Raw genomic sequence first — 22,070 nt, 5'->3', positions numbered from 1 at the left:
GGATGCGGCGACGCCGGCTGGACGTTCTGGCTCAAAATTCCCCCATAATCGTGATTTATAAGCGGCCAGAGTACAGCCCGCTGACGGCCCGGCCCCGCTGCGACACCGGAGGCAAGGTGCCTGTTACCAAACCCGCTTCGCTTCAGACCCTGATTTCGTCACGGGAGATCAGGGAGCCGTCACGAAGCACCGGCACGGGAACGGTGTGGTCAAAGCTGATCCAGTCGATTGCGCGCATGGCCGGTACTCCTTCACAGGTGGCGCCGGAGGTCGGGCTGCTCTATGAGGTGAGAGCGCGGTCGGACGCAGCCTAATTATCGGCAACCAGCCTGAATAGTCGTTTGGTGCTTGATGGCACGATGAACCCGTGCTGCCGGGTCCAGTGCGGTGCGGCGAGGTTCCAGCCCTGCCGGGTAAGCCTGCCGCCGCCTTCGGGCGCCCATCTTTCGGCCAGTCAAGATATTTATCCAACCCGTTGACGCACGCGTTGCGGATAGCACGGCACATGTGGCGAATTCCGTGGTCGTCCGCCTCCCACCCGGGGTGCTCGCTTGACGGGTCCTCGTAGTATTCAAACGCCTTAGTGCCCTGCACCAGTTAGTGTCCAGGAATAGCGTCGTAAACCCAGTAGGCGTCGACGAACTCTTCCACCGGCGCCCACTGGTGCGCCGCGTCGGTGCGGGTAAGTGTGGGATGGCAATGGTTCCAGCTGTCGGGGTTCTGAACAAGGACTCCGGTGCCGAACTTGTTGCCCATCCGCGCACGCGCCAGGGGCGCCTCATCCGGATGGGACCCTGCTGGCGCCGCTGCCGGTAGAGGACGTCGACCTGGGGCTCGTGTTGGCCTCGCGGGTGGACCGTTCTCTCTCGTCACGGTCCTCTCCACGAAGTATTTCGTGCCCGCGAGGGTATCCCTGCAGGCCACCCAAGTGAAGATTTTCGATGGCGGGACGCCGATCGCTTGAAAAATTCCGGCCCGGTAGCGAGGCACATGCCCTGTCTCAGCAGAAGGGCGACCCACTCCCAATGCCGACAGAAGTCATCGGCGTCATGCCGCGCCGGCGAAATCCGTTCATGAATGACCAGAAGCATCTTCGCTGTTTGTCATTCTGATCGCCCATCATCGCTGGGCGGGCCCTCCGCGCAACCAGGGCGCGCTGCGCCGATCACTTTCCAAGATTTCGTTCGGCGCTCCTCCGTCGCTTATTTCCTCGCGAAATCTTCGACCGTGCCCGGTTCCCCAAGTTGCACTCCGGTCCCTCGTACCCAGCGGTGACTCCCCTATCAGATAGACGCCGAAATCTGACAAGCACGACCGGTGCCTGCCAGTCGATAAAGGAGAAAGGCCATGGAACCACTCACGATCAAAACACCTGCAGACGCTCTCAGTTTCATCGGACACACCCTGGGGTTCTGGCCCCGCGAAAGCCTCGTCTGCATCACCCTCGTCGACAACCACGTCGGGGCCACACTGCGCGTTGACCTGCCGAAGCCCGGAGCAGAAATCAGCTACGCACAAACCGTCGCCGGATACTTAGCCCATGACGCTAAGGCCGCCAGCGTACTCTTCGCCGTGTACACATCGCAGCCCGCCGAGTCCGGGCGTGCCAGGCCCCACGCCGCAACCATCGCGGCACTGACAGGTGCCTTAGCCGAGCGGGGAATGTCTATCCGTGACGGGCTCCTCGTAGGAGACGACGCAGTTTCGCAATACGACGGCGATCCCCTGGGCGGGCCATCCCTGCCTCTGACGTTGACGCAGTCCAGCCAGATCAATGCCGAGTTCGTTTACCGCGGCAGCACCATCGCCCCTACTAACCGCATCACTTTGCCGGCCTCGACCAAAGAGACCCAGACCGCGGACGCCGTGGAAAGTTGCGTGAAATCGATGCAGAGCCTAAACGTCCGAGATGCCATGGACAGGGCCCGGACGCTTTGGACGGAAATGCTGGACGCAAAATCCTTCCCGACTGACGAGCGAATTATCAGCCTGATCGCGGGCCTCCAGTTCCCCACCGTTCGGGATCAACTCATGGCGGACATCCCCGGAATCGACGAACCCATGGACCGTGTCCTCCTGGCCCAGACGGACAGCAAGCCGCACTGGTCTCGGGTCGAGTGGGCAGAGCAGTTGCTGCTACACGCTTACACACGCAGCAGCACCGGACACTCCGCACCAATCCTGACCGCCATCGCCTTCATAAATTGGTGGGAGGGCAGAGGCAGCAAGGCGCACCAGTTCCTGCAACTCGCCCTCGAAGCCGATCCCGGGTATCACCTGGCCAGGCTCAGCGACCAAATGATCGGTCGCGGAATCGTTGCCGGCTGGACCATGGACAGGAACACGGCGTATCGGAATCGCGGGCTTGAGGCATCCTGAACACGTATCGAGAGCTTGATCGACCCGGGGAACCGGCAGTCAGCCCGACGCCACACGGTTTCGGAGCCACGCAAACACCGCTGCGTCCCACCCCTCCGGATCGGCATTCCACTCCTGCGTGTGCTCTACAGAGGGAAAAGTCACCAGCGTGGCCAAATCAGGACGGCGGTCGACGAACTGGCGGGAAACCGCGAAGGGAGTCGAACGGTCCCTTTCACTGTGGATCACCAGGGCAGGAAGGCGGAGTTCGTCCGCTCGGGCCACCCCATTCAGGGCCCTCAAATTCAATGCTGTTCCCAGCCCGGCGATCCAACACAGCCGAGGTGACTCAAGAATCCGCAGCCCCAGGGCCGCGATCCAGCGCGGAAGCATGCTGGATCGGGCGTTGGCCATCAGCGTGCTCGTCCAGTCAATGACCGGCGCATCGAGAACGAGCCCGGCAATGCGGTCCCGGAACTCCGACTCCAGGGTCACCTGAAGTGCAATCGTGGCGCCCAGGGACCAACCGAACAGCACAATCTGGCTAGCGCCCTGATCCACGGCATAGGACACGGCTGCGTCCACGTCGCGCCACTCGGACTGTCCCAGGTGGTAGCGGCGATCCGCTGATGCCGGCGCTTCCCCATCGTTCCGGAATGAAACCACCAGAGAGGTGTATCCCAGCCGGTCCGCCACGGGTACTCCGCGCAGGGCGCCGGATTTCTTGCCTCCCAGGCCGTGGATATGGATAGCCCACGTCCTGGAATCTCCTGGGGAGGCTTCAGAGGGTGGGAACTGCCAGGCAGGCGCCATGCCGTTCTCCACTGGAATCCTCACGTCTTTGTAAGGAAGGCCCAGCGGATCCGGCGTTGGATAGACGTACCCGCTCCAGATCCCGGCCCTGGCGCTCAGCAGGTCACCCGAGTCAACCCGTTCAACCAGCCGCGTCACCGTCCCGACGGCGGCCGGCCCTCCGCCGTCGTCGGTGTCCACAATCCTTCCGATACAGGCATGACCTGCTCCATTGGCAAACCAGATGCTGTAGCGGCCCGGAACCGTGGTCCGGGGTGATGCAGGCAGCTCAATCAGCAACGAATCATTGCTGTCACGGAACACCCTGCGAATCGGCAGATCCTCAACTCGCCGCGATGTGGGCACCACAATCTGACGCGCGAAATAGGCAGCAGCGAAAAGCGCCGCGGCGCCCGCCACGACACCACCGGTGACCACACCCACAACGGCTCTACGCATCGCCGTCGTCCGTTGGTTCTTTCATGCGGTCGTCGATTACTTGACGTAAACGCAGCAGCGTGTCGGGGGAAATCGACTGCAACTGCCGGGCTGCAAAATTCCTGACGCGGTTTTCCCGCAGCGTCCGCAACAGCTGCAGTTGGGCATCGACCAGATCGGGGACCTCCCCTGCGTCGTCCAGGAGGTACCGGGAGTCGACGCCAAAGTAGTCGGCGAGATTCTGCAGAAGCGCGGTGTCCGTCGCCATGGGACCGTCTCCGCTGCGCATATAGGCCCACCTGGAGCGGGACAAGGGCGTTCCCCGCTCCTCCATGTGCCGGCTGATCTGCGGATAGGTCAACGGCGAAGACCCTTGGGCCTCAAAAAGATCCAAGAGGAGATTCAACTTTCGGGCGAGGCGTGCTTGCGGTGTTTCGGAGAGGCCGCCGTCGCTGTCTGTCATGACTTCAACTCCCCCTTGATTGACGTCCTGGCTCCCCAATGCCCGGGTGCGGAAACCCGGGTTCCGAGATACTCCTCCGCTTCAGCCAGTACTTGAATATCACTCTCCCCCAGTGACTTGGCAAGTTCGGGGTCGACCAACAGGGCGTCACGGATCTCCACCAGCATCCGGTGGAGACGCTGCTTGGACGCATCCCGGGGATCACCAACCACCCCCAAAACATTGAGCCGAACCCCGGCGCGGGCCGCGGTGGTTCGTTCCCAAGGCCCAGCCAAGCGGGCGAGCAGGACGGCGGTGGTCCGGGAATCGGACCTGCGCTCCAGGCCACGCGCGACGGGCGGGAGGGCAAGACCAACGCACAGAAACGCCATGGCTCCGAATACCGCGGCGTCGTACACATAGGAGACCCTCGTCATCGACTCCATCTCCCCCATCAGGTGCAGGACATCCATGCCCAGCACCGCAAGAACGAGCACTACGGCCAGGGAACAGCCGATGCCGATGAAAGTGAGTGCAAGGCGGAAATACGGCCTTGCCATCTCGCCACGGAACTTGAAGCACGTATAGCCGGTGACGGTCACCACCGCTCCGATGTAGAGGAACTGGATGCTTGAATACGCGGCGGCGGCCCACTGGCCGCCAAAGTCCTTCATAAAAGAGGTGGACGTCCGCGGGGCATCAACCAGGCTGAAACTGAGAATCAGTGCAACGACGACCACTCCCAGAAGAACTAATCCGGCTCTGTTGCGCCGGTCCATCCTCTCGTCTGGATCGGCTGCCCGCAGAATAGCCCGGGACAAGAAGTAGATCCCGACGACCATGAAGACGTTGGCCACCACGTCCAGGACATTGCGGCCGCCAACGAGCCGGTCCCCCTCGAGGTAGATCGTGTCGACGTTCAGCGTTAGTGCGGTGGCAATAGTCACGGCAGCCACCATGATGCTGTGGTCGCTCCGCCGCTTCATGCCTGGCAGGAGGCACAGGACCAATCCCCAGATCACGGCGGCCGCAAAGACCTGGATCACCCCAAAATCCTTTCAAACGACCGGGGCTCGATGCTGCTGTCCCTGATTGCAGCGGCAAAGAGATCTGCCAGGGTCTCGGCGGCGGCTTCGATGTGATCCAGGAAGTCACTGCGCCCCAGGATTCGCGAGACTTTCTCGCCGGAAAGATTGGGAAACAGGGTCTCGGCGTAGTTCGCGGACACCACCGCCTCATCGTGGCGGAGCACCATATGTCCGAGCTCGTGAAGGATAAATTGCTGGCGGTGAAGAGCCGACGGCGTTGGCGCGTGCAGGATGATCTCCCGAGTGGTCGTGGACAGCCACAGCCCACAGACCGTTCCGCTGTTCAAAGACTCACAGACGTCGATCTCAATCCGCCGTCCGCGGGCCTTCTCGATGATCAAGATCAGACGGTCCAGGGAAAGGCGGCTTGGCAGCTTCAGCGCTCGGAAGCCCTCCTCAGCGCTGCTCGCCGGCGAATATTCTGAGTCAGCAAAACGTCCCATTGGAATCCCATCATCTGGACTGCTGGCCCGTAGCGATGCCCGCTGCCCTTCGACGAATCGGCCCGCTCATAAAGGCCCGCCAAGAATCGCCTACCACCATTGAACGCCCGTGCTCTGGACATGTCCAGAGCACAAAACCGCACCACCTTCGCACCACCTTCACACCTCTGGCATCCAAGGCAGTCGCCGTGAGCTCTTACTCACGGCAAGTCATGTCGCAGGGTGCGCCGACGTTGATGAACGACTGTGAGCGGAAAGATATGCGGTGAATGCGGCGAGAGCTTCGAGCCGTCGCGCATGTCGCAGCGCTTCTGCTCTACGCGCTGCGCCAACCGACAGCGTGATCGTCGACGGCGGCAAAGGGCAAAGGGGGCGTCACCGGCTCCCGCCGCGCTCGCTACGCCGAATCCACGCGTCAAAGCTTCTGCCTCAGGGGCACGCCAGCACAACGCCGAGGCCACCTTGTCTGCAGCCCTCGCGAAGAGCAGCCAACTCCTCGACTCACTCCGTGTCCAGCTCCGATCCCAAGCCGCAGTCATCGACCACTTGGCTGCGGAAAACGTGGACCAACGAACCCTGACCAAGAACCTCCGCGCCGACGTCGCCAGCCTGCAGACCGCTCAGAGAACTGACGCCCAGGACTTGGTCCGCCTGGCTGGCAAGCTGCTGGCTCTATCCCAGGCCACCGGCCTTGAAATAGACGACACCACGAAAGCCGTATTCCGCCGGCGAGGGTGGACATCCCCCAGCCGCCATCGGGAGGCATCGAAGCAATGACCATGTCCATCGCCCGGCTGTCCGCCCAGTCGGGCCTGAAGTACCTTTTCAAGACCACCATGTTGGACGATCTGACGGCCACGCCGGCAGATGCCACCACGTACTACATGAAAGCGGGCACGCCGCAGGGTCGCTGGTTTGGTTCCGGCCTGGAAGGAATCAGCCGGACCAGCGGAGACGTCGTCACGGAATCCGACGCCAAAGCTCTTTTCGACCACGCAGTCCACCCGGACACCGGCGCTCCCCTGGGGCGTCCTCACGGCCAACCCACGGTCGTCCAGAACAGCCAGGGCCGAACCGAAACGCGTCACGCCGTCGTCGGTTTCGACCTCACGTTCAGCGTTCCCAAATCCGTGTCCGTCCTCTGGGCCCTGAGCCCCCGCGCTCTACAGGACCAGATCCTCCAGACGCACCACGACGCCGTCAACGCCACCCTGCGGTGGCTCGAAGAATCGGTCGTCCACACGCGGGCCGGCCGCAACGGCGTCGCCCACCTCGGCACCCGCGGCGCCATCGCTGCCGCCTTCGACCATTGGGAGTCCCGTGCCGGGGATCCGCAGCTGCACACCCACCTGGTCATCGCCAACCGGGTACAGCGCATCACCGACGGTGCGTGGGTCACTCTGGATTCGCGGACGCTCTACAAGGCAGCTGTCGCTGCCAGCGAACACTACAACGGTCTCCTCTTCGACGCACTCCACCGGAATCTCGGCACCGACGCAGACATCCGCGAGCCAGCCGCGGACACGCACAACCCCAGCCAGCAACTCACCGGCGTCGACCAGGTGCTGATCCGCGAATTCTCCAACCGCTCCCGCCTCATCGACTTGGAAACCGACCGCCTCGTCGCCGAATGGACCGCCAGCCACGACACTCCGCCCACCGCAACAACCACCATCAAACTCCGCCAGCAGGCAACGCTTTCAACCCGCAGCGCCAAACCGGAAACCGCCGAGGCACTCCATCAGCTCTCCGCACAGTGGCAGGCCCGCGCAGCAGCCAAAGGCTTCGAGCCCAGCCTCGTTCTCGCGAACACCGTGCGGCGCTCACACGCCGCCCCGTACCGCACTGGTGACTTCACAGCTAACTGGATTGACGCTGTCGGCTCACTGACCCGTGAGCGCGTCGCGGAGAAACGCGCCACCTGGAACCGGTGGAACCTCCTCGCGGAAGCCGAACGGGTCTGCGCCGACATCCGCTGCAACACGCCGGCGGACCGCAACACCATGATCGATGCCGTTGCCACCGCCGCAGAAAACCAGTCAGTTCCACTCAACGAGTACCGCTACACCGTCCCCGTTGACGCGCAGCCCGACCTCCGCTTCGCACACCGAAGCATCTTCGATTTCCACGGCTCCCGGCTCTACACAGACACGGCGACCCTCACCAATGAGGATGTCGTCATGGCGGCCAGGAACGACGACGGCAGCCCGGCCGTGAGCGCGGCGGTCACCATGGAATCGCTCGCCGGCTACAAACACCGCGGTCGGCTCGAACTCCACAGCGACCAGCGCTCCGCGGCGGCCCATGTCCTGCTCAGCGGCAACCGGCTCGACGCCGTCGTCGGTCCCGCCGGCACCGGCAAGACCACCACGCTCGGCGCGATTAAGGCAGCCTGGGAGGCAGAATTCGGGGCCGGTACCGTCGTCGGGCTGGCGCCGGCTGCTGCGAGCGCCGAGGTCCTCGGGCGAGAGCTGGCACTGGCCACGGAAAACGTCGCGAAATGGCTCTACGAGTCGGTCGGCCAGGGAGCCGGCAAACGGGCTGCACACTTCTTCGACATGGAGCAACAGCTCACTGTCGGTGCTACTCCCGGCCCCCTGCCCCTTCGGTTCGCTCAGAGAGCCGCCCGGCTCGCCGCCGAACAGGACAGGTGGCGTTTCCATCCGAAACAGCTGGTCGTCGTCGACGAGGCCTCCATGGTCTCCACCCTTCAGCTGTCTGCGCTGATACAGCAGGCCCGGGACGCCGGGGCCAAGGTGCTGCTGGTGGGCGACCCAGGGCAATTGGATGCCATTGATGCCGGCGGTACGCTCGGCTGGCTCGACCGGCAAGGCAAAACGGTGCGGCTGAGCACGATTTGGCGGTTCGAACAGCAGTGGGAGCAGGACGCATCGCTCAAGCTCCGTGCGGGCGACTTCGCGGCCATCGCTGACTATGACCGGCACCAACGTATCCACCACGGCTCGTTCGTCGATATGGTCGACGAAGCCTATCTGAGCTGGAAATCGGACCTCCTAGACGGCAAGTCGTCCATTCTCATCGCGGCCGACAATGACACGGTCAGCATGCTCAACCAGCGTGCCCAGGCTGACCGTGTTCTCCAAGGTTCCGTGGACGCGGAAGACATGGTGCCGCTCATCGACGGATCGAGGGCCGGCGCCGGCGACACCGTCATTGCCCGCCACAATGACCGCGCCATCACCGACAGCAGCGGTGACTTCATCCGGAACGGGACCATGCTCGACGTTGTCCGTACTAGCAGGCGCGACGGATCGCTGACGGCGGTGCGCCGGGACACTGGCGCCATGGTTGCTCTTGGCCGGGAGTATGTTGAGGCCTCGGTTGAGCTGGGATATGCGACGACGGCCCACCGCTCGCAGGGAATCACCGTGGACACCGGACACACCGTCGTCACCCAGGGCCGGCTCACCCGTGAACTGCTGTACGTGAGCATGACCCGCGGACGAACGGGAAACCACGCATATGTCAGCGAAAACGATCCTTTGGACGACGACCCTCCGGATCCCGCCTTGCCGTCCTCGTGGCGCCAGATACTTGGTGAGGTCCTTGCCGCCGAGGGAGCCGAACGTACGGCCCACGAAGTCCGCGACGCCGAGCAGTCGAAGGCCGATAGTCTGGGGCAGCTCAGTGCTGAATACGACTACCTCGCACAAATCGCAGCCGCCGAGGACCTGGTGAAGTTCCTTGATGTTCACTCGCCGCGCATGGCCGCTGAACTCCAGCAATCACCATCGTGGGGCGCGACTGTCGCAGCGTGGCGCCAGGCCACTGGCGTTAGCCGTCCAAGCACGCAACAGGTTGTCATCGCTACCCTGCAAATAGAAGCGTCGGCTCGAGATATGGCGGCTGTCGTCCACTCCCGACTCCGTCAATTTCTGTCCAGGGTGCCCGCAGCAGGAAGTGATGCCCTGGCTGCACCGGTCCGCACCTCTCGTCCCGATCTGGCCGACACGATCAACCAAGTTCAGGACCGGATCCAGCAGCGAATGACCCGTGTAGCCCGCGACGCCATGATGCGTGACACCGAATGGAAACGGGTGCTCAGGGCGACCTTGGGTCCCAATAGTCTTCCAGAGCATGCGACGGAAGTCATTCGCCAAGTCGCTATCCATAGGGACCGGTGGGGTATCGATGACTCCCCCCTCCCCTTGGGACCAGTTCCTGACTCATACGACTGGGAACTAGAGGAGCAGCGCGCAACGATCGCCCGCCTTGTTGACCAATCCGCTCTATCGTCTGCCAGTTACAGGCCTGCGTCGAAGTTGCTTGATGGCCCGACTACGTGGGGAGACCGGCTTATCAATGTCGGCTGGCAAATCTAAACTGGTCGAGAAGGTAGTCCATGGATGCAAACCCAGCCCTGAAGCCGAAGCTAGCGACACCTGCTTTGATCCTGAGCAGCGTGGCAATCGCTGCGTGGGTCGTCTATCTCGTCGGTGCTGCGGCCGCCAACGCACCTGATAACTTATCCTTGCTCCTAACCGCGGCTATGGCACTCCCCGCGGCCGCTGTCGCCGGGGCGGTCTGGTTGGTCCGAGGACGCCGGCGGCGTTCATGGATGGCTGGGGCTACCGAAAAGTGGGATCACTTCAACGATTTGAAGCGAAGCAGTGGCACGACGGCAGAGGTCACGGTTCTGAGCGTGGACGCTCTTGAACCCACAGGCTCCTGGATCACCATCAAGTGGAACCGCTTCGACCACGTTCAGCCAGCATGGATCGAGGCCCTGCCGGAGCCGATCTGGCCCGGCTCCGTTCTGCTAATTTCACCGGACCCCGCACAAATCAGGCCAGGAGCGCCATGGCCGGCAACTTATTACATACCGGCTTCACATTCCCTTGCCTGGGCACCGGACAGCGAGGCTCGGTCAAGGCCCCAGCGCAACCCCCGGGGCGGCCGGTTGAGCTTGAGACGTCAAGATTCTCCTCGCGCTCAGCACTGAGGGTCCCACTGAGCAGAAGCGCACTGCATGTATGGGCCAGGATATGTGGCGAACGGCCGGCAGCGGGAGGTGAAGACTTTGGTGACGCCATCATGGGTAGTGCAACCACGACGTGTACCTCAGCCGTTGAGTATGAACCGTCCAGCAGCGGCCGACTGTGGGCGGCGACCAGCGCCAGAATGCCAGATTCGTCGCTACCTTAAAGCTTGGCGTGGTTGGCCCCAAAGCAAGAACTTTCGTGTGAGGCAGTCTCCATGACGGACTGGATGTAGGACAAAACTACATTTGCAGCAGGCCTCGCCGAAATCATCCAGCCAGTGCCAAGCGCCTGCTCCATGGTTCTACGAGACCTCGCCGCCCGGCAGCTCCCCGCAGCGCCACAGTTCGGGTGATACCAGGGGTTAGCCTCAAATGATCGAGACAAGGGGCTGCATTCGCTCGACGGGAATGCAGCTCATCGTCATGTTCCCGGCGCCCATCGCCTCGCTCCGGCTGAACCCTCAGGAGACGAGGTACTGGATAGTCTGTAAAGAACGTCCCTGTCCAAAGCGGCGGTCGAGATTCAGACAATTGAACAGCCGCCCCCGTTGCGGTTGTTTCAGCGGTGCCAGTGAAGCCGCCTCCGGAAAACCTGCCCCGCTCCCCCACAACCAACCTGCCGCGCCCTACCCCCCTCTGCCGGCGCCCGCGGGCCCAGATGACCTCGCCGAGCCCGACCAGGGACAGCGAAGACGCCACGACTGCGGCGAGTCGCCAGATGATTTCCAAAGGATCCTGGCAACGCTCGACATCCCGTCGCCTGGAATGATTCTGAACACGAGGAGGGTTGGGATGTCGGGACGTTCGGGTACCAGGAGGATATGTGTCGGCTGTCCGCCGGGCTACCGGAGGCGCTCCTTCACAGCCCTTTCCGCTCCCGACAACAGAGATCCGTTGCTGTTGGCCCTGTGGAGGCTGCTTAGTCTTCAGCATCGCCTTCCACAGTGACGGCTTCAATGCCTCCGTCGTTACTCTCTATCAGGGTGAGTATCCTGCCGCAGCAGACGCATGTGTCCTCATGGAACACAAAGCAGGTAACTTCACCGCAATAGCACTCGACATTCCAGTAGCCGCACATCGGGCACTGACCGGCGGATACAGGTCCTCCCTCCGCCTGTTCCCAATCTGACCAGTTAACGTCTCCGGCAGGGCAGTTCGGGTTCCCACAATCACCAAACTTCAAGGCAGTCTCGACGTACTCAGCCCACGGCAAAGGTGGCGGCGCAGACACACCGAGGTCTCTAACCTCGATGATGGGGAATGCTCGCTTAGCCCGCGCTCGAGCACCTGACGTAAGTCCGTTTAGGGCATACAGAATACCCCGCTCTACCTGAAGGTCGGCAAGCTTGCCCGCGAATTCATCTATCTTTCCGATGCCTAGTGGCTTCCGGTAGTGCTTGCATTCCACCGCAATTCGAATGGATGAACCGGTGACCTGGCGCTCGATAAGCACGTCGATCTGGCGGTCGACCTCGCTGAGCGCACCCTTCATGGTCACGTTGTGGGCGACTTCCGAGTCGTCCATCTCATTGAGGGCTTCCTGTATGTCCATCTCGTACCGTTTCCATGCCGGTCCGGATTGGGGATCGAGCTCGTGCTCGTCGTCAGTTGAAGTCATGGAATCATCCTGCCCGATGGCGCGCAGCTTGCTGAAACGGCGGGCAGGACGGGATACGGAGTGGGGCTAGAGGCAGTAGCTCTGCCGCCCGGTAATCAGCGCCAAACGCTCTACCAACTGAGCTAAAAAACTGTACCGACGGCGGCTGATCCGAAGTGGTTCTCGGCTCCAAAGAGCGTTGAGGTATCGGTACTCAGTCTTTTGGCTACTACGTCAGCCTGGCCCCCGGGTGGAAACCTGCTCGTCCAAAGGCAGTACGACAAAGAGGATAATTCCACCCCTTACCTGTCCATGGAGAACGTCAAAGCCTCCCACGCGTTGGACTTCATCAGACGACACCAACGCCCGAGGGTTGTTACGCCCTAGCTTTAGGATGACAGAATTTGAACCTGCGGCCCCTCTGCCCCCAGCCAGATGCGTCACCAAACTGCGCTACATCCCGAAAAGCGGAGCGGCAGGCACCCGTCCTCCGCTTTTCTCAAAGTGGACGGAAAATGAGAATATCGCCGATGCGGCTTCTCGTGATCCGGGATCCTGCGCCTATTCGTCCTGGCCTGGCCCTTCGGCCGGGAAGCCCGAAATTGTCGCAAGGAATTTACCCGACACGAAGTACGGGTTGTTGGGATCCTCCAGCACTTCGATGAGGACCGCATCCCCGTCGCATTCCAGAACCCGGTACTTATCGCCTGTCCGGAGCCTCGGGCCCTCGTCGGCCTGCCCTTCAGCTACGACCGTGAAGATTCGGTCCTTGGTGGCACAGGGGGCGTTCCGTTTCCTGATCTCCTTGACGGTCTTCTTGACCCCCGCTTCAAGGCCGCGTCCGACGGCATAGCTGGTGGCGATAACTACAGGCAGGGCCACACGGGGTCCGCCAAGTTTTTTGATCATCGTCACCACGTCCTGGTAGGCGCCCAGATTGCTCATTCATATCCCCCATGGAGTTCGGTTTGGGCGATCGTACCAGTACATGCGCTCCGCTCTTGAGGCTCAGGTACTTCCTGCGGTCAGAGACCTGCGACGAAGGCGTCAACCGAGATGTACCGGTCCTTGATCCCGAAGGTCTTGCCGCCGAGGTTGTTCGCGCAACGGACCGACGCAACCGTTGTGGCCGAAGGCATCGAGACGCAGGGCGAACTCCAGACGCTGAAGGCCCTCGGAATGGTCACCCGACAGGGGTTACTTGCCGGGCCACCCCACCGCGAACTCGGCCGACTGGGCCACCTGGAGCGACAAAACAGGTGAACGGATGATCGCCGCAGGCAACACGCAGGCCTCGCCAGCCAGACAGGCCAGGATCCCAAACAGATTCTCGGACGTCGTGCCCCGGCCGCCTGTCTGGTGTCGGACCGAAAGTGCCGATGTACCCGCAAGTCCGCCCCTAGGGCAAGCGCCCGTTATTGGTGTGTCGGACCGCTGGAGCGGATCACCCGGAAGCCAGGCAGTTGCTCATCGATGACGCATGTTCCAGCCATACCGCCGTCGTGGCCTCGACCATGCGGCAGGGTGCTTACTGCCGTCAACCAGTTATCCGCGACACTCAGCCGGTACCTTATCGAAGAATCCGAAGCGATCGCCTGGCTCTCGCAGGATAACCATTCCCAACTGACTGCCACCGACGCGAGATCATCCCCCGAGACGGCTCAATAGCTTCCGGAGAAGTCCTGAAGTCCGGTTGAGCCCGGGTTTCTTGCCCCTCCCTCAAAAGAGAGTGAGCTGGCCTTCGGAGACACCCCTCCAATGCGCCGGCCGGTCACGAGCAAGCCAAGCGCACTCGATCGAGCAGAACTTCCGGATTTGCTTCCACTTCTGGTCCGGCAATGTATAGGTCTTCGCGCACAGCGAGTTCTGGCAGATCCTGTCGACCGTTCCACCTGCGCGGGCCGCATGCGAACATTCACGCGAGCAGTGCTTGCGGTTCCTGGCGTCGCAGGCTCGGATCAGATCTGTCCGGCGGCACTGGGGGCAGGTCCAATAGACGCGAGGCTGGCGCTCAGTAACTTCGTCACGGGCACTTCCTTCACGGGGCGAGGGGTGTCGGAAGTTGGCAGGAAGCGACTCGGGGGGCAACGGCCAAGCACCCCGTTTCGTCGTGTTACACCTCTTGCAAATGGGCCGAAGGTTGGACAGGCAATGGGACCCACCCTTCGAAATTGGCTTTACGTGGTCCTCTTCGGTCGCGTCAGCGATCCCGCACATCCAGCAGTGCCCGCCCCAGAGCGCGAACCGCGCCTCTCTCTGGGCCGGCGTGAAGTCGACCATGATCCCGCCAGGCGCCGCCTGGTACTGGTAGCGGCGGCGCTGGTAGGCGCCCTTGTTTTCCTCGTAGTATCTCCGGCTGCACTCCTTGCAGTCGTTGGAGAGTCCGTTGCGGTTCTTCCGTTCTCGCGTGAACTGCTCCTCCGGCAGGATGCGCCGGCACACGCCACATGGCGCTAGCGACTCCCCCGATTCCGCCTTCAGCTGCTCGAGCTGAAGGTTAAGAGTACAGCGATCTGAGCAATGAGGGTCATCTGCTGCGCGACGCTCCTCAGGTCTGATCTTCGAACAGACAGCGCAGCCCCAGGCTGCGAGCATGCAGACCCGGCTGCAGAAGTGCCGGCCTATAGCCAGACTGGCCTTGAGGTTGAAGGTGGTGCCGCAATGCTCGCAGACGACGTCACGGCGGCCGGCGGCACTACGGCAGGCGACGGAGCAGAACCGGGCAAGCTTTTGACGTGCCAGCGTCTGCTTCCCTTTCATGGTGAAGGATTCACCGCACTGCTCGCATGGCTTATAGATACGCTGGTGCGCCACGTGGTCCCCCTCCGCTTGGTTGCGCTGAATGTATCAGGTGATGTCCCCTTCACGTCCAGCCTCCCACCGACTGGCGGACAAAGGTCTGACAGGCCCAGTAGCATCAACGCATCAGAAGCGATCGCAGGGGGCACGGAACATGACCGACTTGGAACAGGGCGAAAGCTACCATTACGCAGACCTCCCGTTAACACCGAAGGTTGTTGCAAAACTCGCTCCAACAGTGCTGCCCAAGCCCCTGTTTCGACGGTCTGAGTTGATCGCAGCGGTCCAGGAGTATCACCGAGGTAACGGTGGAGTTGATGGCAAGGCCGATCTCACCACAGCCACCAAAAGAGCTCTCCAATATGGCTCGGGACGGCGTTATTGAGTCCACAGGCGTCCCTGGGATCTGACGCTGGCTCGTGACTCCCGACCCCCTGGCCGAGGCTCCCGCCGGACTGGACCCAGAGGACGACTGAAGTGAGAGAGATTGTGGATTGGATCTTCCAGTCTTCGGGGGATGAGGCATAGGAGAGCTAGCGTCCAGCACGTCGGTGGTGTCCCCTTCGATGAGGTTAGGCTGGCGGGCCTTGAACCGCGCCTCGAGCTCCCGGAACACGGCCTTGGCCTGGGCATCTGCCAAGACCTTCCGACCCATCACGCCCGTCGCACCCTGAAGCCATGTGTTCATCCGATCGCGTGAATCGTCGGCAGCGGGGATGTTCGCGGCCGACCCGAAGAACGCCTCTGCATCCTTTTTCGCCTGGGCAGGGATGGACCGGTCATGGAGAGCTCTTCGGTGCGCTCCGCGGCCGACGCGTCGTAGGCCTCTTTGGCTTGTGCTGCGTCCTCGAAGGCCCCGGCGCTCCGGGCCCATTCCCTGAGCCGGTCGTTTAGGTTGGTGTCCCCTTTACTTGGCTGGGCCAGAGGGTCAATTCCAGCCAGCGCCAGAGCCTTCCTCGACCGGCTCATGGACCGCGGCTGAACTCCCAGCTGAACTGGGTCAACACCGGCTGACTGGGCTAGGGACAGGAGCCAGTTGCGGAAGGTCAGAGGGTTATCGCCGCAGGCCCACGAAGGGTGGATCACGGATCCGGGTCAGCAGGGCGGTCTGAACCGGTTCATGCTTGAGCCCGGCGAGTAAGCCGATGGCGTCGTATAGCTGGGGTGCCCCGATGACCTGCCCCTGCTCCCGAGTGAGCCAGCCGCTGATCTTGAACCGTCTGGCAGAGTCCGGCGGTGGCCGCCGGCCACACGGTTCCATCCCAGGGCTACCAGGTCATTGGGGGCTGCTTTCGCCGTGGGCCACCAGGCTCCCATCCGTAGCGCCGGCCACGGGTAAGACACCATCAGAGTGTTCCACTTTAAGTTGGAAGTTTTACTTCTCTTAGCGTCAGTCGCCGTTTGAATTTCCGAGAGCGCGGCGCAGGCCAGCTAGAAAAATCGTGTGTAGGATGACGAGTCTCCAATTGACGAGTGAAGGATGCTCCCCTATTTCACTGGCTGTCCCGAGGGAATCTACCCTTGCAACGACGTGAGACAACTTTTGCAGGCACGGCCGTTGCCCTTGCTGCCACGCTGGGCGGAGCAGTCACTGCTAACGTTTGGGTTGCGCACATATCTCCTCGTCTCCGGAAGGCAAGTCCCCATGGCAATTGATCTCCTCGAGTGCGCCAACTGCCAGACAGACGAGCACGTGGAGCTCGTGGAACGGTTGACCGGGACGCAGAAGAAGGTCAAGTGCACAAACTGCGGGGACGAGTGGCTCCGCGGTGAGGCGGCCCGGCAGACGCGACCGCTCCCTACTTTGGAGGAGATCAAGGAGCAGTTCCCTAAGCCCGGGGATGTCGATCCGGTGAAATTGGCACGGGCCAATGAACTCAAGGCTGAGTTTCTACGGCGTGAACCTGAACCTGTGCCGAACGTTGCCCCTTACTGGAGCAAATACCAGCAGGTGTTCAGCGCCGAAGGCCTGCCGAAGGCGAACCCGCAGAATCTGAAGGACTTCGCCAATTCCAACGTCGGCGCGAATCCGGGAAACATGTCTGTCTTCAATGAAGCCTGGAATGAAATGGGCGCTCACGCCGCGGCTGCACAAGTTCGCAGGACAATCGAATACCTGCTTCGCGGCACTTCGCCATCTGCTTTGGAGGACCGCCTTACTGCGCTCATCAACGACGCTACACCTAATGCGATGAAGGGTTTCAAGGAATCCCTGCTCACGAAGGTCCTCTGCATCGTCTATCCCAAGGAGTACCTGACAATCCTCATGTACACCGGTTTGGCTGGTAAACGAGAAATCGCCCGATCCCTCTGGGGCCTCGAACTGCCCGCCCCTGAGACGACCACCTGGACTAAAGGACGCCTGATCCTGTGGAGCAATGATTTGCTGCGTGCACTTCTGGGTGACGGCTTCCGCCACCAGCAGCATGCTGCCGAATTTCTGTGGTGGGCGAAGGACCAGGCCTAAGTCACAGCCCGGTTGCAAGGGTTATTGCGCGGTTGCGAGTCGGGCAGGTTCGAGGAAATGGTCTGGAACTGAGAGCATGCTCTGGTCTCACTTGCGTTGGCTGGTGATGCGAAGCGTGCTTGGCGGAGGTGTCGTGCCAGCAAATCCTGCGACGCGTGGGTCATGCTAACCCTATGGGGAAATCTGTCGCACCTTGGGTCCGGAACAGAGGCTTGGGCCGTCTTCTGGCGCAAGAGACGAGCATATCCGATCTTATTCAATTCCTGAGCGACCGCGACGCATCGCCATGGGCCGAACTCGTCGGTTTCGTGCCGGACGAGGTCTCCCGCGAGGTGCGGAAAGCCAACAACGCTGACCTATTGCTCACTTCCGGCTCACGATCAGCGGTGGTCGAGGTGAAGCTTGGACACTTGATGAGCGATCAACAGCAGAAGAAGTACGAAGCGCTCACTTCCTGCCCCGACCTCTACTTGGCCGCTTTGGCCTCGGACAAGCTTAGGCTAAGAAACAGCGCCGGGCGATGGAGCTTCCTCAGCCTGAGCGACCTCGTCCGCCGTTGGGAGTTGTCCGCCGACGAACTGGCCCGCGGCTTGGCGAGTGAGGCCGCCAGCGTGCTATGCACCTGGGACGAGATGATCTCGGCGGTGTTCGAAGTAAGATCCAAAGAAAACTGGCTGCCTTTGAGCGCTCTGAACCAGAAGTTCCTGGCACGTGTCGTGACCCGTCAGATCGCGCACGAGTTGAAGGAGCGCGGCCGCATGGCCTGGGCAGGTGTGACAAGCGGAGGCGGACTGCCCATCATCCAGGGATGGACACGGATTCGTGGCGAGGGAGATGACCGCTGTTTCATGGCTGAGGTCCGCTGGTGGGAAACAAAGCCCGGCGGCGAACTACGGTTCGGCGTGGATTTTGACCCTCGGCCACCAGACAACGTCGAGGATGAAGAAGTGCGCCGTGCCGCCTATGATCTGGCAATTAGCATGGATACCGACATCGCTTTCGCGAGCCTCCATGCCCATCTGAGGACAGTGCAGCCAGACCTCGCGGGGCTCCTGAGCCGAGACAAGCGGAGCCGTCCTGAGGCCAAGGGTGACTGGGAGCAGATCATCGTCCACGGGATGAAGGGTGCCCCTCTCGAGGGCAGGAAGACGAACAACCGAAGGACCGTCACCCCGGGCTTCTTCGGTGACGGAGCACTTCGCTTTCAGGCCATTGTCGACATCGACTTCGAACGCGCCTCGGCCCGGGACCTGACTGAATTGATCGATGCGACATTGACGTATCTAAGCGTTCGCGAACCCGAGGCGACTCAATCCTGTTGATGCCGAGGCAAACGCGGTCATTACTTCCCACGCGTTGACGTTCAAGAAGCGTTGGCGCTCGAGGTTCAGCAGTGGACCTCGAATTCCCTTCGTAGAAGAATCGGGCCCAGAGGTGAGTCATGACATGCAAGATGTCCCATCCTGAACTCAGCTTATTTGCGTTCCACGAGCTTCTTGAGCTGAGCATCGTAGACATAATCGGTGATCTCGCCGGACATGATCATCGCGATGGCCATGTTGATGGTCTCCAATGGCACCACGAACCACTCCGAGGGGTCGTAGTCGCGGCCCTTCCGGTCGACCTGCGTCAGGTTAAGACGCACCTCGGCGAACACGCGGTGCAAGAGGTGCTCCAGCCACGACGCACGCACGTTGTAGAGCCGGTAGTCCGCCAGCACCTTCACGGGCGCCATCAGGTAGGTCGGCGAATTCGCCGCGTTTTTGATGCGGGTCTCGACGTTGGTGGTGGAGAAGCCGATCTTGTGGAGGTCCTTCATCCCCGCGACAACAGGATCCTCGCTGAGCGACTGCAGCACGTAGATGTGACCGCTCTCCATATCGGCGTCGAGGACTTCGGTGGCATCGTGGCCTGTTCGCGCCAGGACCTGGCCCTGCGCCTCGTACATGCGGGTCATGAGGCTCTGCTTGTACATCGCCGACTCAGTGCCGTTCTCGAACACGACGCGCAGGCGCTGCTTCTGCCTGGGCCTGCCCCCGACGACCAGGTCCACGTCCTCGCCGACCTCAGCCACGAAGCACATGACGCCGCTCAGCACGAAGAACACACCCTCGCGGATGAGATCCATGCCAGTGAAGGGCATCAACTTGTACGTGCCATCGGCCAGCTCGGCGTGCTTCGTTTTGAACAGCGGCTCAAACAGGTCGAAGTCCTCGGACTTCACGCGCTGTGCCACTGAATCCGGAGACTCGGGACGCTTGATCACGGGCAGATCCGACACGTCGAGGATGCCGCTCTCGTCGCCCAATAGATCGTCCAGGTCATCGCTCTCGAGAAGCTCATCCAGTGACTCGGGCGCTGCCTCTACGGTAAGCAGCTCGAACTCCGTGTCGAGGTGTCGGAGCGCCGCGATCTTCTCGTCGTTGGCCAGGATGCCCTCGAGACGGGCCCCGAGCTTCCGCTCGGCGATCTCCCGCGTCGCCGAGCTCGGCAGGCGCCCGTGCGTCCGGCGGAACTCCACGATCTCCAGGAACGCACGCTCGAGCCGGTCGGACGAGGTTATCTTCTTGGGTCTCTCGGGCGCGTCGAGCAGCCCGTCGAGGTCGTTATCGATGAGGTCCTGCAGGGAGGACGGTACCGCCTCGAAGATGTCGTCGTTCTCGCTCATTCGTCCGTCACCATTTCAGTCGCGCGCTTTCGGGCTTCGAGCTTCTGCTTGGCCCGCTGGAGCCACAGCAGCGCGTCCGCGTACCGTTTCTCGGCCGGGTCCTCTGCCCGCGAGTCCGGTCGCCGACCGTTGACCTTGATCCAGTTCTTGATCCGGGGAACGAGTGCCAGCGCCTCTTCCTCGGTGAACTCGACACGGGTGGCCGTGATCTGGTCCTGGATGATCCGGAGTACCGAGGGAGTCACCGACTTGGACATGACCTCGAAGGCGCGCTGGAAGGGGTTCACCGAGTCGATGAGGTTGATGGTGAGTTCGTCGATGTTGACGAACTTCTCGGCCATCTTGATGAACCGTTTGTCTCCGACTTCGCGAACCTCACCGTTCTTGACCACCGAGTCCACGACGACCTGCTGCCGAACCTCCTCGACCTGCGAGTCGGTGAGGTCCGGGTACTTTTCCCGGATGATCTTAGGGATCAGGACCTTGTTGGCGGTCTCTGCGTCGATCGAGCCCGCTGCTGCGCGTGCGAAGGTATCGTCTTGCAAGATCGTAGCTTTCAGGTCGTTCAGGTCCGTCTCGACGATCTGCCTGACACGCTCCGTCGAGGGCTCCTTGAAGCCCTTGATCTTCAGCTGACCGGGGATCTTCGAGTCGTCACCATCGAACTTCTTAGTTTTGAAGGTGAAATTCTGTGCGAGTACCTGCTCCATAAGCAACGATGCCGTAATGGCCTTCAGCATGTTGTTCACCGAGACCTTCACCTCACCCTGAGAGGCGTCGGGCTCAGCGATCAGGTTCGTGAACTGGGCATGCTCCTTGCCGGGGCTGTCGCGGGTAACGCGGCCGATGATCTGGATGACCTCGGTCAGCGAGGCACGGTACCCAACGGTCAGGGCGTGCTCGGCAAAAGGCCAGTCGAAGCCCTCCTTCGCCATGCCCAGGGCGATGATGATGTCCACAGCGTCGCGCTCTTTCGAGGCGACATGGGAGAGATAGTGGAGCGTGTCAGCACGTTTTTTCTGGTCAGTGTCATCCACGAGGTCGGCCACCCGAAGAATCTCACCGGTGTCTTTGTGGCGAATGCTGATGATTCCGGTATCGGGGTCAGTGGCTTCGACGTGGCCGATCGCATCGATAATGAACCCGACTTCTTCGATCTTGTCCTTGGTGGACTCGCCCGAGTTGACGTTCGGAATATGCACGATCGTCTTCTTGTCCAGGTGCAGGACCTCACCTATCGCATCGGTATAGCGGCCCTGGTAGAAGTGATGCCCGATGCCGAGCGAGTGCAAGTACTCGTAGCCGTTGAGCTGGTCGTAGTAGTTGAACGTGACCGGCATGAACTGTGCTTCGTCCTCCGCAGACAGCACGGGCACTGAGTCTCCGCGGAAGTACGAACCTGTCATCGCGACGATGTGCACGTCCGAGCCGTTCATGACGTCACGCAGGAGCGCGCCGAGGCGGTTGGCTTCAGTATCAGCGGAGACATGGTGGAACTCATCAATCGCCAGCACGGTGCCGTTGAAGGCTTCAGGTGCGAGCTTCTCAAAGGCGAACCGCAGCGTCGCATGCGTGCAAACCAGCGTGGCGTCGGAGCCTTCAAGAAAGTCTATGAACGCTTTAACCTTCCCCTGCGAGGAACCGGGGTCACAGAGGTTGTGCTCGTCCTTAATTTCCCAATCTGCGAAAAACCCGTTCGACGTGAGCTTCGTCGAAGAGAAGGAGGCTCCGATCGATCGCTCGGGGACAGCGACGATGACCTTTTTTCGGCCCTGGTTATAGAGCTTGTCGAGCGCAACAAACATGAGCGCACGAGATTTACCCGACGCAGGGGGTGCCTTGACCAGCAGGTGCTCGGCGTCGCGCTTGGCAAAAACGCGCTGTTGCATCTCGCGCATCCCCATGGCATCGGTGTTGACCGATGCCTTGGTGCGGGCATAGGTCACGTCGACGATGTTTATCGGCTTGTTCACTTC

The 22,070-nt window shown here is 61.6% G+C and carries 16 protein-coding genes and 1 tRNA gene; 5 read left to right on the top strand and 12 right to left on the bottom strand.

Features of this window, described 5'->3' with window-relative positions; all coding sequences use genetic code 11:
- Positions 1-597: 597 nt before the first annotated feature.
- The gene (locus AC50X9_RS14265; RefSeq protein ID WP_494894412.1) at positions 598-756 is read right to left on the bottom strand and encodes a hypothetical protein; all 159 of its coding nucleotides are present in this window, start codon (positions 754-756) and stop codon (positions 598-600) included.
- 591 nt (positions 757-1,347) lie between these two features.
- On the opposite strand from AC50X9_RS14265, the gene AC50X9_RS14260 reads away from it, so the two are divergent.
- Positions 1,348-2,379, top strand: coding sequence for a DUF4192 domain-containing protein (locus AC50X9_RS14260; protein WP_494894411.1), 1,032 nt, complete (start codon positions 1,348-1,350; stop codon positions 2,377-2,379).
- A 39-nt stretch (positions 2,380-2,418) separates the two neighbouring features.
- On the opposite strand, the gene AC50X9_RS14255 is transcribed toward AC50X9_RS14260, so the two are convergent.
- Genes AC50X9_RS14255 through AC50X9_RS14240 form a run of 4 tightly spaced genes read right to left on the bottom strand, consistent with a single transcriptional unit; the run spans position 2,419 to position 5,561 of the window.
- Positions 2,419-3,609: an alpha/beta hydrolase gene (locus AC50X9_RS14255; protein WP_494894410.1), complete on the bottom strand. Its 1,191-nt coding sequence runs from the start codon at positions 3,607-3,609 to the stop codon at positions 2,419-2,421.
- Positions 3,602-4,051, bottom strand: a complete 450-nt coding sequence (locus AC50X9_RS14250) for a hypothetical protein (RefSeq protein ID WP_494894409.1) — start codon at positions 4,049-4,051, stop codon at positions 3,602-3,604. Before AC50X9_RS14250 ends, AC50X9_RS14255 begins: the two co-directional genes overlap by 8 nt.
- Entirely contained in the window at positions 4,048-5,076 is a 1,029-nt protein-coding gene (locus AC50X9_RS14245; protein WP_494894408.1) for a hypothetical protein, read from the bottom strand. The genes AC50X9_RS14250 and AC50X9_RS14245 overlap by 4 nt, the downstream gene beginning before the upstream one ends.
- Positions 5,073-5,561 (bottom strand): hypothetical protein, encoded by a 489-nt coding sequence (locus AC50X9_RS14240; RefSeq protein WP_494894407.1) that lies wholly within the window; start codon positions 5,559-5,561, stop codon positions 5,073-5,075. Before AC50X9_RS14240 ends, AC50X9_RS14245 begins: the two co-directional genes overlap by 4 nt.
- A gap of 462 nt (positions 5,562-6,023) precedes the next feature.
- Here AC50X9_RS14240 and AC50X9_RS14235 point away from each other — a divergent pair, with 462 nt between their 5' ends.
- Positions 6,024-6,338, top strand: a complete 315-nt coding sequence (locus AC50X9_RS14235; protein ID WP_494894406.1) for a hypothetical protein — start codon at positions 6,024-6,026, stop codon at positions 6,336-6,338.
- Entirely contained in the window at positions 6,335-9,904 is a 3,570-nt protein-coding gene (gene mobF / locus AC50X9_RS14230; protein WP_494894405.1) for a MobF family relaxase, read from the top strand. Before AC50X9_RS14235 ends, mobF begins: the two co-directional genes overlap by 4 nt.
- Before the next feature lie 1,578 nt (positions 9,905-11,482).
- Here mobF and AC50X9_RS14225 read toward each other — a convergent pair.
- The 5 genes from AC50X9_RS14225 to AC50X9_RS14205 form a co-directional block, all read right to left on the bottom strand.
- Positions 11,483-12,181, bottom strand: coding sequence for a restriction endonuclease (locus AC50X9_RS14225; protein ID WP_494894404.1), 699 nt, complete (start codon positions 12,179-12,181; stop codon positions 11,483-11,485).
- A gap of 368 nt (positions 12,182-12,549) precedes the next feature.
- Positions 12,550-12,623: transfer RNA gene (locus AC50X9_RS14220), tRNA-OTHER, on the bottom strand.
- A 98-nt stretch (positions 12,624-12,721) separates the two neighbouring features.
- Positions 12,722-13,105 carry a hypothetical protein gene (locus AC50X9_RS14215; RefSeq protein ID WP_494894403.1) on the bottom strand — a complete coding sequence of 128 codons (384 nt, stop codon included), beginning with the start codon at positions 13,103-13,105 and terminating at the stop codon, positions 12,722-12,724.
- Between the two features lie 80 nt (positions 13,106-13,185).
- Positions 13,186-13,347 carry a hypothetical protein gene (locus tag AC50X9_RS14210; RefSeq protein ID WP_494894402.1) on the bottom strand — a complete coding sequence of 54 codons (162 nt, stop codon included), beginning with the start codon at positions 13,345-13,347 and terminating at the stop codon, positions 13,186-13,188.
- A 532-nt stretch (positions 13,348-13,879) separates the two neighbouring features.
- A complete protein-coding gene (locus tag AC50X9_RS14205; protein WP_494894467.1) occupies positions 13,880-14,377 on the bottom strand; it encodes an HNH endonuclease in 498 nt (165 codons plus the stop codon).
- 2,227 nt (positions 14,378-16,604) lie between these two features.
- Between AC50X9_RS14205 and AC50X9_RS14200 the strand changes: the two genes are divergently transcribed.
- Positions 16,605-17,426, top strand: coding sequence for a hypothetical protein (locus AC50X9_RS14200; RefSeq protein ID WP_494894401.1), 822 nt, complete (start codon positions 16,605-16,607; stop codon positions 17,424-17,426).
- A gap of 212 nt (positions 17,427-17,638) precedes the next feature.
- Entirely contained in the window at positions 17,639-18,748 is a 1,110-nt protein-coding gene (locus tag AC50X9_RS14195; protein ID WP_494894400.1) for a hypothetical protein, read from the top strand.
- Positions 18,749-18,900: 152 nt separating this feature from the next.
- Here the strand turns inward: AC50X9_RS14195 and AC50X9_RS14190 are convergent, their stop codons facing one another.
- Positions 18,901-20,094, bottom strand: coding sequence for a GIY-YIG nuclease family protein (locus AC50X9_RS14190; RefSeq protein WP_494894399.1), 1,194 nt, complete (start codon positions 20,092-20,094; stop codon positions 18,901-18,903).
- Positions 20,091-22,067 carry a DEAD/DEAH box helicase gene (locus AC50X9_RS14185; protein WP_494894398.1) on the bottom strand — a complete coding sequence of 659 codons (1,977 nt, stop codon included), beginning with the start codon at positions 22,065-22,067 and terminating at the stop codon, positions 20,091-20,093. Before AC50X9_RS14185 ends, AC50X9_RS14190 begins: the two co-directional genes overlap by 4 nt.
- Positions 22,068-22,070: the final 3 nt, after the last annotated feature.

The sequence above is a fragment of the Pseudarthrobacter sp. HLT1-3 genome, from assembly GCF_059383535.1.
This window is presented reverse-complemented; position numbering and strand designations above follow the sequence as displayed.